10 protein-coding genes are annotated in these 14,163 nt (G+C 65.2%); 3 read left to right on the top strand and 7 right to left on the bottom strand.

Translation table 11 applies throughout. The annotated features are described in order from the left end of the window. Nucleotides 1–7: 7 nt before the first annotated feature. Nucleotides 8–2,029, bottom strand: a complete 2,022-nt coding sequence (gene ppk1, locus NX774_RS00955) for a polyphosphate kinase 1 (RefSeq protein ID WP_258820284.1) — start codon at nucleotides 2,027–2,029, stop codon at nucleotides 8–10. Between the two features lie 231 nt (nucleotides 2,030–2,260). Here ppk1 and NX774_RS00960 point away from each other — a divergent pair, with 231 nt between their 5' ends. Next, on the top strand, nucleotides 2,261–4,357 hold the full coding sequence (locus tag NX774_RS00960) for a bifunctional 2',3'-cyclic-nucleotide 2'-phosphodiesterase/3'-nucleotidase (protein WP_258820285.1): 2,097 nt from the start codon (nucleotides 2,261–2,263) through the stop codon (nucleotides 4,355–4,357). A 49-nt stretch (nucleotides 4,358–4,406) separates the two neighbouring features. Continuing rightward, nucleotides 4,407–5,120: a tetratricopeptide repeat protein gene (locus tag NX774_RS00965; protein ID WP_258820286.1), complete on the top strand. Its 714-nt coding sequence runs from the start codon at nucleotides 4,407–4,409 to the stop codon at nucleotides 5,118–5,120. Nucleotides 5,121–5,200: 80 nt separating this feature from the next. On the opposite strand, the gene NX774_RS23355 is transcribed toward NX774_RS00965, so the two are convergent. Next, nucleotides 5,201–6,901, bottom strand: coding sequence for a methyl-accepting chemotaxis protein (locus NX774_RS23355; protein ID WP_307731081.1), 1,701 nt, complete (start codon nucleotides 6,899–6,901; stop codon nucleotides 5,201–5,203). A gap of 293 nt (nucleotides 6,902–7,194) precedes the next feature. Here NX774_RS23355 and NX774_RS00980 point away from each other — a divergent pair, with 293 nt between their 5' ends. After that, the gene (locus tag NX774_RS00980; RefSeq protein WP_258820287.1) at nucleotides 7,195–7,878 is read left to right on the top strand and encodes an HAD family hydrolase; all 684 of its coding nucleotides are present in this window, start codon (nucleotides 7,195–7,197) and stop codon (nucleotides 7,876–7,878) included. 12 nt (nucleotides 7,879–7,890) lie between these two features. Here the strand turns inward: NX774_RS00980 and NX774_RS00985 are convergent, their stop codons facing one another. From NX774_RS00985 to NX774_RS01005, 5 genes are all read right to left on the bottom strand, one after another. Beyond that, nucleotides 7,891–8,364, bottom strand: coding sequence for a hypothetical protein (locus NX774_RS00985; protein WP_258820288.1), 474 nt, complete (start codon nucleotides 8,362–8,364; stop codon nucleotides 7,891–7,893). Continuing rightward, nucleotides 8,351–9,499 carry an MGDG synthase family glycosyltransferase gene (locus NX774_RS00990; protein ID WP_441294958.1) on the bottom strand — a complete coding sequence of 383 codons (1,149 nt, stop codon included), beginning with the start codon at nucleotides 9,497–9,499 and terminating at the stop codon, nucleotides 8,351–8,353. The genes NX774_RS00985 and NX774_RS00990 overlap by 14 nt, the downstream gene beginning before the upstream one ends. 82 nt (nucleotides 9,500–9,581) lie before the next feature. Next, a complete protein-coding gene (locus NX774_RS00995) occupies nucleotides 9,582–10,934 on the bottom strand; it encodes a metallophosphoesterase family protein (RefSeq protein ID WP_258820290.1) in 1,353 nt (450 codons plus the stop codon). Between the two features lie 3 nt (nucleotides 10,935–10,937). Then, nucleotides 10,938–13,172, bottom strand: a complete 2,235-nt coding sequence (locus tag NX774_RS01000; protein ID WP_258820291.1) for a TonB-dependent receptor — start codon at nucleotides 13,170–13,172, stop codon at nucleotides 10,938–10,940. 131 nt (nucleotides 13,173–13,303) lie between these two features. Then, entirely contained in the window at nucleotides 13,304–14,125 is an 822-nt protein-coding gene (locus NX774_RS01005) for a helix-turn-helix transcriptional regulator (protein WP_258820292.1), read from the bottom strand. Nucleotides 14,126–14,163: the final 38 nt, after the last annotated feature.

Consider the following 14,163-nt stretch of genomic DNA (forward strand, 5'->3'; position numbering starts at 1 on the left):
CGCCAACTTACGCGCCCGGATTGCCGAGCAATTGCGCCAGTACCAGCTGGGCGCTGTAGCGCGCCTGCTTGGCGCGCGGCTTGCGGCGCCGGTACTGGCCGTCGGCGCCGAGGTCCCATGCATTCACGTTATCCTTCAGGTACGGCTGCAAGCCCTCGCGGATCACACGCCGCTTGAGGGCCGGCGCGCGCACCGGGAAGGCGACTTCGACGCGCCGGAACAGGTTGCGGTTCATCCAGTCCGCACTGCCCAGGTACACGTCATGCGCCAGGTTGTTGCGGAAGTAGTACACGCGGCTATGCTCGAGGAAGCGGCCCACGATCGAGCGCACCCGGATGTTCTCCGACAGCCCGGGCACACCCGGCCGCAATGCGCACGCGCCGCGCACGATCAGGTCGATCTTCACGCCGTCGCCGGACGCGGCGTACAGCGCCCGGATGACCGTTTCATCGGTCAGCGAATTCATCTTGGCGATGATGTGCCCGCGTCCGCCATCGCGCGCAATGGCCGCTTCGTTCCGGATCGCGCGCAGCAGTTCCTTGTGCAGCGAGAACGGCGCCAGCCACAGGCTGGACAGCTGGCGCGGCCGCGTCATGCTGGTCAGGTGCAGGAACACCTCGTTCACTTCGTCGGTGATGGCGGCATCGGCCGTCAGCAGGCCGAAATCGGTGTAGTGCCGGGCGGTCGCCGGGTTGTAGTTGCCGGTGCCAAGGTGCGCGTACTTGCGCAGGCCACCCGCCTCGCGCCGCATCACTAGCGCCATCTTGGCGTGTGTCTTCAGGCCCACCACGCCGTACACCACTTGCGCGCCGGCCTGCTCCAGCCGCTCGGCCCAGTTGATGTTGGCCTCTTCGTCGAAGCGCGCCATCAGCTCCACGATCACGGTGACCTCCTTGCCGCGCAACGCCGCGCCGATCAGCGATTCCATCAGCTCCGAGTTCATGCCGGCGCGGTACACCGTCTGCTTGATCGCCGCCACGTTCGGGTCCAGCGCCGCGCTGTGGATGAAATCGATCACCGGCTGGAACGACTGGAACGGGTGGTGCAGCAGCACGTCCTGCTTGTCCAGCAGGCTGAAGATGTCGCGGCTGCCCAGCTTGGCCGGAAAACCCGGCACGAACGGCGGGTACTTCAGCGCCGGCTTGGCCGGCCCGTTGACGATTTCGAGCAGGCGCACCATGTTCACCGGGCCGTCCGCAACGAACAGCCGCGAGCGGTCGATGCCGAACTGCTCGAGCAGGAAATCGGCAAGGTGCGGCAGGCAGGTGCGCCCCACCTCCAGCCGCACCGCAAAGCCGTACTGCCGGCCGTGCAGCTCGCCCTGCAGCGCCTGGCGCAGGTTCTTGACCTCTTCCTCGTCCACCCACAGGTCGCTGTTGCGGGTGACGCGGAACTGGGAACAGGACAGCACCTCACGTCCGGTAAACAGTTCTGCGATGTGCGCCTGGATCACCGACGACAGCAGGCAGTAGCTGGCGCCGGGCGTGGAGGACAGCTCGTCCGGCAGGCGGATCACGCGCGGCAGCACACGCGGCGCCTTCATGATCGCAATGCCCGTACCGCGGCCGAAGGCGTCCTTGCCGGAGAGCTCGACGATGAAGTTCAGGCTCTTGTTGATCACGCGCGGGAACGGGTGGGCCGGATCGAGCCCCACCGGCGTGAGCAGCGGCCGCACCTCCTTGTCGAAGAACTGCTTGACCCACGCGCGCTGCGCGGGATTGCGCGCGCTGCGGTTGAGCAGCTGGATGCCCTCGCCTGCCAGCGCCGGCAAAATGTCCTGGTTGAGCAGCGCATACTGCCGTTCGATCAGCGCGCGGCACTCCGTGGCGGCACGCTCGATGGTGGCCGCCAGTTCCGGCGGAACAGGGCCGGCGCCCTCCATCTGGTGCTGGGCCAGCAGGCTGGCCACGCGCACCTCGAAGAATTCATCGAGGTTGCTGCTGACGATGCACAGGAAGCGAAGCCGCTCCAGCGTCGGCGTTGCCGGGTCCTCGGCCTGGGCCAGCACGCGCCGGTTAAATTCGAGCATCGACAGCTCGCGATTCAAATAGGCCTCGGCTCGCTGCCCGGGGCGAGCGATCGCGGGGGAAATCGATGACGTTTTCAGTACGGTCGCGTGTTCCATGCGCCGGACTGTAGCCCCCGAATATGACACCGCCGTGACCTGAGGTTTTCCAAATGACATTGCATTTCGTCATCACATCGTCACAGAGCGAAGCTACAGTCCCTGCCGTTCTTAACAACACCACAGGGATTGCACTTGAAAACGAATCACGTCCTGCTCGCGGCACTGGCCGCCGCTGGCCTTGCCGGCTGCGGCGACTCCTCCTCGCCCAACCAGCCGCCCGCGATCGCGGAAGGTACGACCGTCACCCTCGCGCTGCTCGAGACCACCGACATCCACTCGAACGTCCTTGGCTACAACTATTATTCGCTGAGCGACGACGCGACCCTTGGCCTGGACCGGGCCTCGACGCTGATCCAGCAGGCGCGCGCCGAAAACCCGAACAACCTGCTGCTCGACGACGGCGACGTCATCCAGGGCACGCTGCTGGCCGATTTGCAGGCGGTGGCCTCGCCCGTGACCTGCTCGCAGACGCTGGCCGTGCACAAGGCCATGAACGCGATCAAGTACGACGCGGGCGGCCTGGGCAACCATGAATTCAACTATGGCCTGCCGTTCCTGAGCCAGGTCACCAACACCGACTTCGGCATTCCGGGCGTGACCAAGCCGGCCGGCACCTGCGGCGCCCCGTCGTATCCGCTGGTGCTGACCAACGTGACCGGCGCGGCGACCAACAAGCCGATCTTCCAGCCCTACACCATCCTGCCGCGCGACTTCACCGCCACCAAGCCGGACGGCACCACGACCAAGGTGAAGATCAACGTCGGCGTGATGAGCTTCGTGCCGCCGCAGATCATGGACTGGGACCAGAAGAACCTGGCCGGCAAGGTGGCCGTCACCGGCTCCAAGGAAGCCGCCCAGCAGTACATTCCCGAAATGCGCTCCAAGGGCGCCGACCTGGTGGTGGCGCTGTCGCACGGCGGCCTGGACCCGAGCCCGTACAGCCCCAAGATGGAAAACCAGAGCTACCACCTGGCCGGCACCGGCATCGACGCGCTGCTTATCGGCCACTCGCACCTGGTCTTCCCCAAGGGTAAAGAGCCGGGCGCGCCCGCGCTCGACCCGTCGTTCGCGGCCCTGCCGGCGTCCGCCAACATCGACGCCGTCAAGGGCTTCGTCAACGGTGTGCCGACCGTGATGGCGCAAAGCTGGGGCCGGCGCCTGGGCATCATCAAGATGACCCTCACCTACCAGGGCGGCAAGTGGGTAGTGCAGCAGGGCCAGACCACGGTCGAGTCGCGCGGCTACAAGTACAAGGACGGCACCACCAGCGTGGCTGCGGACCCGGCGATCGCCGGCACCGTCTCGGCCGAACACGCGGCCACCATCGCCTACGCCAAGCAACCGCTCGGCGTGTCCACCGACTTCGAGATGTCGTCGTACTTCTCGCTGGTCGGCGACGTGACCGCGATCCAGCTCGTGAACCAGGCCCAGCTCGACTATGTGAAGAACATGATCGCCACCAGCGCCGACCTGGCGAGCTACCGCAACATCCCGGTCATCTCGTGCAGCGCCCCGTTCAAGGCCGGCCGCAACGGTCCGTCGGACTTCACCGACGTGGCCCCGGGCGCGACCCCGGCATCGCCGTTCGGTCTGCAGGTCCGCAACCCGGGCGACCTTTACCTGTACAGCAACAACAACCTGCAGGCGGTGAAGATCAAGGGCGCGGACCTGAAAGCCTGGCTGGAGACCGCGGCCAAGCAATTCGCCCAGATCGACCCGGCCAAGGCCGCCGAGCAGGACCTGGTTCCCTCGTACGGCACGATCTACAACTACGACGTGTTCTATGCCGAGAACAACGCCCTGCAATACCAGATCGACGTGACCAAGCCGGTCGGCAGCCGCATCGTCAACCTCACCTACCTGGGCAAGCCGGTACAGGATGGCGACGACTTCGTGGTGGCCACCAACGACTACCGCGCCGGCGGTGGCGGCAACTTCCCGGGCATCGATGGCAGCAAGACCATCATCAAGTCGCCGGACGCGAACCAGTCGGTGGTGAGCAACTACCTGCAACAGCTGGGCAAGACCAGCGGCAAGGTGACCTTGGGCAGCAACGGCAGCGCGCGCAGCTGGAGCTTCGTCAAGGTGGCAACGGCTGGCCCCGTCGTCCTGCGTTCGGCGCCTGGGCACCTGGGCCTGGCCAAGGCGGCAGGCCTGGCGCTCGTGACGGCTGAAGGCGGCCTGGACGCGAATGGCTTTGCGAAGTACGCCATCGACCTGAGCAAGTAAGGCGCAAGGCGGGGAGCTCGCTCCCCGCCTCATTCCTAAGGAAAACCTGATGAGAATCCGAACCGGCCTGTTGCTTGCGGCCTGCTCGCTCCAGCTCGCGCTTGCGGGCTGCACCGGCAAGCCCTCGGCCGACCAGATCGAATTGCTGGCAATGGGCGCCAGCCAGCGCGGCGACTACCAGGCCGAGCAGCGCCTTGCCAGCTGGGCCAACCAGGGCATGCCGGTCGCGCAGCGCGAACTGGCGCTGCTGTACCGCAACCGGCCCGAGATGGCCGAGGCGGCGGTGGGCCTGCTGCGCCAGGCGGCACAAAGCGGAGACGCCGAAGCCGCTTTCCAGATGGGCGAACTGGAACGGGCCCGCAATGCGCTGGACATCGCCGCGCAATGGTACCGCGCTGCAGGCGCCACCGGTCACCCCAAGGCCGCGCTCGCCCTGGCCTTGATGTACAAGAACGGCAGCGGCGTTGCGCTGGACAAGCACCAGGCCGTTCGCTGGCTCGAGGTCGCGGCAAACGGGGGCAACGCGCACGCGATGTTCCTGCTGTCGAACGCGTACGCCGACGGCGACGGCGTGCCGCTTGATGCGAAAAAGGCGCGCCAATTGCTGGAGCGTTCCGCCGACCTGGAATATCCGGCCGCGATCCAGCAGCTGGCCCTGGTCAAGCAAACAGGCGACAGCCTCACCGCCAAGGACAGCGCCGAGGCCGCAGCGCTGCTGCAGGAGGCAGCCGAACACAGGAAAAGCAACGCGCGCCGGTTCTGATTTCCCCGCCTCGCGCAGTGACGTTTCTATTCATCCAACATAGCAGCTATGTGCGGACCTGACCATCCATTGTGGAAGCGTTAGAACGTTTCCCACTCAGCCGCAGCTTTCGAGGCCGGGGCAGCGCGACCTCTCGCAGGCATCGCGCTCCTGCTGGTCGGCAGGGCTGTCCTTGCCGGCTTCGCGATGATCGGCTTGGCCGGCGTTTGCGGCCGGGCGGCGAGTTGTCCTGAGAACTCGCGGTCGAGCCTGAACACGCTGACCACTTCGGCCAACTGCGAGGCCTGTTCCTGCATCGACTCCGACGCGGCCGCGGCTTCTTCGACCAGCGCTGCATTTTGCTGCGTGACTTGGTCCATCTGGGCAACGGCCTGGTTGATCTCAGCGATCCCGGCCGTTTGTTCCTGGGTGGCATTCATGATCTCGCTGATGATGGTAGCAACGCCCTCGACGCTCTCGACAATGCTGCCCATCGTTGTGCCGGCCTGGTCCACCAGCTGCGCACCCGTGTTGACCTTCTCAACCGAGTCGCCGATGAGACCCTTGATCTCCTTGGCCGCGGCGCCGGAGCGTTGGGCCAGGTTGCGCACCTCGCTCGCGACCACCGCAAAGCCCCTGCCCTGTTCACCCGCGCGAGCCGCCTCTACCGCTGCGTTCAGTGCCAGGATGTTTGTCTGGAAAGCGATGCCGTCGATCACGCTGATGATGTCGACGATCTTCTTCGACGACTCGTTAATCGCCGCCATCGTATCGATGACTTGGCCGACGACACTTCCGCCCTCCTGTGCAATGCGGGAAGCAGTCACGGCCAGCTCATTGGCGTGGCGCGCATTGTCGGCGGTTTGCTTGACGGTCGACGTGAGTTCTTCTATCGACGCAGCAGTCTCTTCGAGCGAACTCGCCTGCTGTTCGGTTCGTGACGACAGGTCAAGATTACCGGCAGCGATTTCGCTGGAGGCGGTGGCGATGGTATCGGTACTGGTCCGGACCCTGCTGACAATGCCCGCCAAGTTGCCGCGCATGTTCTTCATCGCATACAACAGGCTGGACTGGTCGCGCGGTCGGGTCACGACGTCGACATTCAAGTTGCCATCAGCAATTTGACGTGCAATCTCAGCCGCAAGCTCAGGCTCGCCTCCGATCGACCGCTCGATGTTGCGCACGATCAGGACAATGCCCAGCGTCAGGCCGATCCCGATGACGCCAAGCAGCGTCCCGGCGACGGCCAGATCGCGGTGAAACGCCGCGTCCAGGTCGTCGATATAGAGTCCGGTCATGAATGTCCAGCCCCATGGCTTGTAGCTGTTGTCGTAGGCCAGCTTAGGCACAGGTTTGTCATCGCCCGGTTTGGCCCACTTGTAGGTGGTGAAGCCGGCGGCGCCATCGCGCGAGGCGTTCAGGGCGTCTATGTACACCTGCACGCCATCCGGATCCTTGAATGCCGCCGGGTCGGTTCCTACCAGCGCCGGTTTCATCGGGTGCATCAGGACCTGATGGGAGTCCAGGACCGTGAAGTATCCATTCTCCCCGTAGCGCAAACTCTTGATCCGCGCGAGGGCCTGCTTTTTTGCTTCGTCTTCCGGCATGGCACCTGTCTGCGCAAGATCGCCGTATTCCTTCGTGATCGACAAGGCCATGTCGCCGGCGTTGCGCAATTGGGCCTTGCGCTCGTCGAGGCGCAATGCCTTGGTTTGCGTGAGATTGAATATCATCACGACCATGAGGCAGACCCAGCTGATGATCAGTGGAAGGAACAGCTTTGCACGGAAAGAGAGTTTCATAGAGAGCGATGGGAAGGCTGTCACAGTAGGAACCGTCCTACAAGCCGAAACTCTAAACGCATATGTATTTCATAGTCCATCGATACTCGCGTTCCGGCATGCATATCTCGACCGTGAAGGCGCAATGGTTGCGCTATAGCAACACAGGGATGGGCTGCGGACGGACTGATGCCATGGCCCACCGCTTCTGACTGCCGGCGCTTTGTCATACGCATGTAACAGCCGTGCTCCATGATCGCAATCAGGCGGGTTGCACCCGCAACGATTCGACAACCACAAGCACGGATCAGGCCATGTTCAACAGCCGCAAACGCCTTGTCATCCTGGATGCGGACGGCACCACCATCGACGCCTTTCCCGCGATCGAAGCCGCCTTCTCCCAGCACGGGCTGACGCTCGGTGACGAGATCAATTTCCAGAAGCGCCACCATCTGTTCAAGTACCTGGGCGGGGTAAAAGAGTTCCCGTCGATCATTCGCAAGAACATCCGCCCGGGCAGCCGCGCAAAGATCGTCGATACCCTGACCGAGGTCTACCGTTCCGAAGCGCGCCTGTACGATGGCATTGCCGACTTGATCCGGGCGCTGGTTGCGGCGCCGGATGTCATGGTGGGCCTCGTCACCCGCAACATTACCCGGCAGCCGCTGCAAACGCTTGGGCAGCTGTTCCGGCGACACGATGTCGACCTCGAGGCGCTCGACTTCATCGCCCACGTCCCCCTGAGCGAAACCAAGACCGACCAGTTCCGCGCGCTGCGCAAGCGCTTCGACATCAATCCGGCGCTCGCGTACGTGTGCGGCGACGAGCACAAGGATTACGTGGCCGCCGTGAAGACCGGCATGCACCCGTTCATGGTGTCCTACGGTTTTGAAGATCACAACCGGCTGACGTCCAAGTTCGACATTCCCGGTGAGGTGATCTCGCGTACCCCCGACGAGCTGTGCCGCCGGGTGCGCCATGCGCTGGCGCTCGACTGAACCGGCTGCCGGTCAGAACGAGAGCCAGTAAAGGAGCGCGCCCAGTCCACCGAACATCCAGTAATCGACCGGGGCCCCGAGCACCCAGCGCTTATGCCAGGGCACGTACGCAGGCTTGAAGCGGCGCCAGCCAAAGGCCGGGTTGAGGACGAACCACAAATAGTCTTCGACGATCCAGAAGAACATGACGCAGGCCGCTACGCGCGCTTCCAGTTGCGGGGACCACTGCGCCATGAAGAACAGCGGGAAGTGGAACACGAACCCCACGAACGAGAACACCCACACGTGGTAACCCGTGAGCGGGCGGCCACCCCAGAAGATATCGAGCAGCCAGTGCTCCTCGATGCGCCAGGTAGGCAGGGCCGCGGCCCAGCCGGCATCGCCTTCGATATGGATTTCGGCATTCGCGAACAGCCAGGCGAGTACGGCGACCGCGCCCAGCGGCAGCAAGACTTGGGCCGCCAGCGCGGCATCAGCGAAGAACATATTCCGGGTTCGACTTTCTTAACATGGCGGCTGTCGCCGCGGCCCCCGCGTGCGGCCGGCCCAGGGACCGGGCCTTGCGCCGCATGGCCTCCAGCGCGGCGCGATCCTGCAACAGCCGAAGGATGCGGTAATCCAGCGCCGCCGCGTCATACGCGCGCAGCGCCGCTCCGTGCTCGAGCAAGTAGTTGGCGTTGCGGTCCTCCTGTCCGGGGATCGGCGCAACCAGCACCATCGGCAGGCCCATCGCCAGGCATTCGGCCGTGGTGGCGCCGCCCGGTTTCGTCACGGCCAGGTCGGAACACGCCATCAGCCGCTCGACCCGGTCGGTGTAACCTTGCGGCGCCAGCCGCCCGGGATACTGCGCCGCGAGCGCTTCCAGTGCTGCCAGTTCGGCAGCGTTCTTGCCGGCCATGGCAATGACCTGCAGGTTCCAGGGCAATCCCAGCAACTGCCGCGCGATGCCGCACAGTCCACCGAGCCCCGCGCCACCGCCCATCAGCAGGACGGTCTGCATGTTCGGGTCGAGCCCGATCTCGCGCGCGCAGGCGTTGCGCTCGAGCGGGCGCGAAAAGGCGGGCATGATCGGTATGCCGGTGACGTGGATCGCATCCCGCGCAACGCCGCTCGCCCGCAGCCGGGCGGCCACTTCATCATTGGGCGCAAAGTACCCTGTCACGTTGGGGTGCACCCACATCCGGTGCAGGTCGAAATCGGTCACCTGCACCCACACCGGGCAGGCCAGGCCGCCTGCGGCGAGTTGCCGCGACAGCAGCTCGGCCGGCATGAAATGCGTGCAGACGATGATGTCGGGCGCCATGGCGACGATCTTGCGGACCAGTCCCCGGCTCGCATTTTCCTCGATCCGGCGCCGGACCCGGTGGGGCCAGCCGCCGGGCCTGGCCTCGTTCGTGAGCCGGTAAAGCTGGCTCCAGAGCGATGGCGCGCGCCGCACCAGCGACAGGTAAACGTCGCCATAGACCTTACGCAGGTGCGGTTTGACGAAGGCCAGCGCATCCAGGTGCGCCGCGTCGATCTGGCTGTCCGCCTCGCAGGCGTAGGCCCGCAAGGCTTCGGCCGCGCGCATGTGCCCCGCCCCGGCCGAAGCACTTAACAGTAGAAGCTTTTTCTGCGCCATGCGGAAGGCGGAAGCCCGCGCTTGTTGAAACGGTCTTCACTGTACAGCGCGAATATGTCACGTCCGTGACGCCCGCTGTGCCTCAGTGGCTGGGCGGGCGTTGGCCAGCCCTGTCGCAGTGCAGGCTTGGCGCAGACGTCATACATACAAGCGCGGCGGCGCCGTTCTCGTCGAATTCCGTAAGGCGCCAACCGGAACCGGCCCGCTCGAGCAGCGCAAAGCCAAAGCCGGCACGCGTATGGAAAGCATCGAGACGCACCTCGCCGATTGCGCCAGCCCCCGGTGGCAGCTGGTCCGGCAATGCGCCTTCCGTCATCGAGCCGCTGTTCCCAAGGACGAAGGTCGGCGTGCCGCCCGCGGTGAAGCCGAGCGCCTCGAACAGGTGCACGTGCCCGTGCAACGCAAGGTCAACCGGGGATGCGAACAGCGCGCCCCCGCGCGCGGCCTGCAGCGACGACAGCATCCCCTTGCTCGCCACCCGAATCGGCACGCCCTTGCCCGGCAGGCCCAGGCCAAGGACGGGATGGTGGCTGACAAAAACCGCGTGCGCCGCGCCCTGCGCCAGCACGTCCACCTGCGCGAACTCGCGCGCGAACACCTCGCCGGCGCCGGCCTGTTCGGATGAATCGAATACGATCAGCCGGGCCTGCCCATCGAGGTCCACTGCGAAGGGGTCGCTGTGCGCGGCTTTGGCATCGTTGGCCGGATCGTCGCACGAACGGGCGGCGACCCAGGGCGCAGCATCAAGGTAGCGAAACCAGCCCTGCCCTGCGCGCGCGCACGACTCGTGGTTCCCGCGCACGAACACCCACGGCGCTGCCTGCAGCAGCGGTCGCGCGGGTTCGAACAAATCCGCGGTCCAGGTGTCCTGGCCGAAGCCCCATGGGCTGCCTGCGCATGCCGCCTGCCCCGCGGGGCAAGGGCTTTCGCGGTAGTGGTAGTCGCCAACGTGGATCACCAGGTCCGGCTTCTGTGCGGCCGCACTGCGGGCCAGCCTTGCGAACGGCCACGCTGCGCTGTCGTTGCAGGGTTGGAATGCATCATCGGACTGCTTCATGCGGCAGCCGGTATCGCCAATGACGACGATACGCTGCGGCGCCGACACCGGAACCGGCAATGCGAACGGCCCGACGCGCGCGCTGTGCGCCCCAGCAGGCAGCGCCGCCTCGCACACGGTCAGGTCAAAGCGGGCCGGCTTGGTCAGGCCTTGTGCAACCGGACGGGCCGGCACCTCGCCGGCCGGGGCGCGCACCTGCAGCGGCAGCGCCTGCCCGTCGACGATCATCGCCGGACACTGCGCAGAGCGCACCAGCGCACGGGCGATCAACGAGGCCCCGTGCGCGCGCACCAGATAGGCATGCTCCACGGCGGAATCGGGCGTGACCGATGCGCACCCGGCCAGCCCGAACACCAACAACCAGGCGTAGCTACGCATTGGTCAGAAGTCCGCCTTGAGCGACACCTGGAAGCTGCGCGGCGCCTGGAACGTGTACTGGTCATAGGCCACGTTCTTCGCCGGCGAAATCGAGGTCACGTCCTGGTGGTTGAACAGGTTGAACACGTTCAGCTGCAGCTTGAGCATCCTGATGCCCATGCCCGGCCGGGTAAAGCGGTAAGCGAGCGACAGGTCGGTGTTGGTGTACGCCTTGGTCAGGTAGGTGTCGTACGCCAGCGGCTTGGCCGGGTCATAGTCGGCCTGGCGCACTTCGCCGGTGCGCTTGCCGATCAGCGAAGCGGACCAAGGGCCGGCGTTGTACAGCAAGCCCAGCGCGGCCGTCATGTCGGGCGAGCCGGAGATGGTCTTGCCGGTGTCGTTGGCGGTCGCCTTGTTTTTCGATCCGTTGGCGTAGAGCGCAAAACCGTTCCCGACCATCCAGGTGGCCTGTGCCTCCAGCCCCTTGTAGGTGGCGCCGCCGACATTGATGTAGGCCGCGTCGGCGCCGCCCAGGCCGTTGGACACGTACTTGTTGGTGAAATCGATCTTGTACACATCCACGTCCCAGGTCAGGGCGTCGGACTGGCCGACCACGCCGAGCTGGTAGTTGACCGATTTTTGCGGATCCGAGCTGTTCTTCGTCGGGTCGGCGATGTAAAACGACTTCAGGTCCGGGATCTGGTATCCCTTCGCGTATTGGGCATAGACCGCGAGGCTGTTTGACAGCTGCTGGTTGGCGGTCAGGAACGGCAAGGTGGTGTGGTAGTCCACCGAGGTATGCTGCGGCAGGCGCGTGGTCTGGTTCACATCGGCGTCCACCGCACGCGTGATCCGCAGGTACTTGACGCCGGGCGTCACGGTCAGGTCCGGCGTCACCGCCCATTCGAACTGGGCGAACGGCTGCAGGTTGTGGATGGTCGATTGCTGGTCGAACAGGACGCTCGGATTCTGGACCGGCGCCGGCTTGGTCTCGCGCGGGTCGCGCACGCCACCCAGCGTCAGGTCGAGGTCGTACTGGTGGCGGTCGGTGTCGGAGTATTCGTACCAGACGCCGGTACGCAGCACACCGGCATCGAACTGCTTATTCAAGCGGAAGATGTCGCCGTACACGCGGTACTTGTTGCGCTTGTCGATGCCGGGAATGTCCTTGTTGCCGGCCGGGCCAACCTTGGTACCCGGCGCAGTCGCCCCCGTCGGGTCGGTCGACGAGATGGTCTCGTTGTCGTAGGCGTAGGAGTAGAGCTGGTTGTCGGTGTTCCAGCCGCTGCCCCAGTTGGTTTCCGCTCGCAGGTAGCTGAAATCGGTGTCCTTGGCGGTGTGGTTGTAGCCGGCGTAGTTGAAGCTGGCGGGGTCGTTGTTCAGGCTGTAGTTTTTACCGTGCAGCGCCACCTGCGCCAGGGTCGGCCCCTTGCTGTTATCCGGCTGGACATACTTGATGCGGTTCGCCGATGCGAACAAAGTGATCACGGTAGCGTCGCCCACCGCGCGGCGCACCTTGAGCAGGTAGTTGTCGCTCTTGATGCTGTTCAGGCTCAGGTAGCCATCCGACTTCAGGTGCTGGAAGTTCGCTTGCACCGTGCCGTTGTTAAAGCCCGGCAGGCGCCCGCTTTCGTACGAGAAGCCCGCCAGCGCGGTGTTCCAGGTGCCGGCCGAGCCGAACACACTGAACTGCTGGTCCTTCTGCGGCTTTTTCGAGTACAGGTTGATCGAGCCGCCAAAGGTCGCATAGCCCAGGTTGTCCGCATTGCCCGGGCCGCGTTCGACGATGGCCCCACCGATCGTGGAGCCGGGGAAGAACGAGGTCGAATGGTGGGCCGGGTTGTTGGTATCACCCCAGGGAATGCCGTCGAAGGTGATGTTGTACTGGTCGTCCGAGAAGCCGCGCATGGTGGTCTTGGTTTCGGACAGGCCCGGCCCGTTGCTGGAATCGCCCGAAACGCTTGGGGCGACGTTGACGATGCGGCTGTACTCGGTGGTCGGGGTCACCGACAGTTCGATGAAGTCGCGCGTGATGATCGACTGCGGTTCGGTGGCGGTCAGGCTGGCCTGGGTCGGCGCAACGGCGGAAGCCGTGTTGTTGCCGAGGTAGTCGCCGCTCTTGGCCGAGACGACGACGGTGGCGACCGGCGCGGCAACCTCCGCCGGCGTGTCGTCGCTGGCCGCGCGGGACGGCGCGCAAGCGAAAGCAATCGAAATCAGGAGGGCAAGCTGGGTACGGGCAAAGCGGTCGTCGGACATGATCGTGGGGGGCTGGTCGAGGTTTATGGAACAACAATAAATCCCTCGACTCTAGTGACCAAATGTGACCAGTCAGTGACTTCGAGGATGCCCCTGTTTCGCCACTTCCCCGGCTTGCCGCTGTGCGCACATCACGCCGCGAGCAGCGCCTCGACCTTCTCCACGTCAGCCGGCGTCGCCGGATTGAACACCACCATGCCCAGGCCCGGGCTGCCATCGACGGCGAACGACGAATACTCGAACGCCATCAGCCCGCAGACCGGGTGCCGGATGTGCTTGATGCCTTCGCCCAGGCTGCTGACATCGTTGTCGCGCCACATGGCTGCGAACTCCGGGCTCGCTGCACCCAGCTCGTCGGCGAGCATGGCCATGCGCCCGGAAGCCCCCGCGCGCGCCGCGTCGGCGCGGAACACGGCCACCATCGCACGCGCGACGCTGTGCCAATCCGGCTGTGCCGCCCGCACTTGCGGATCGAGGAACATCATCCGCAACACATTGCGGCGCGCCGGCGGTAGCGCTCCGTAGTCGGTCAGCACTTTGGCGGCGGCCCGATTCCAGGCGATCACGTCCCACGTCGCCGTGCGGACCAGCGCGGGACTCGACACCAGCGCGTCGAGCACCCGCTGCAGGCGCGGCGTGACGCCCTCGCTTTCCTGATAGCGTACTTGCGGCGGCCGGTTTTGCGCGAGCAGGAACAAGTGTTCGCGTTCCACGCTGCTCAACATCAGCGCGTGCGCGATGCGTTCGAGCACCTCGGTCGAAGGTGCACCGCCGCGCCCCTGCTCAAGGAATGTGTACCAGGTCGGACTGACGTTGGCGCGCTGCGCAACCTCTTCGCGGCGCAAGCCGGGCGTGCGCCGGCGCGCTGACGGATAGCCCAGCGCCACCGGATCGAGCCGGGTGCGGCGGTCCTTCAGGTAGGTTCCCAGCGGGTTGTCGTTCGTGGCGGGCATGCGCATCCTGTTAGTTCCGATACCTGTATAAGGTCTCT

This window comes from Massilia agilis (genome assembly GCF_024756255.1).
GTDB classification, from domain to species: domain Bacteria; phylum Pseudomonadota; class Gammaproteobacteria; order Burkholderiales; family Burkholderiaceae_D; genus Telluria; species Telluria agilis.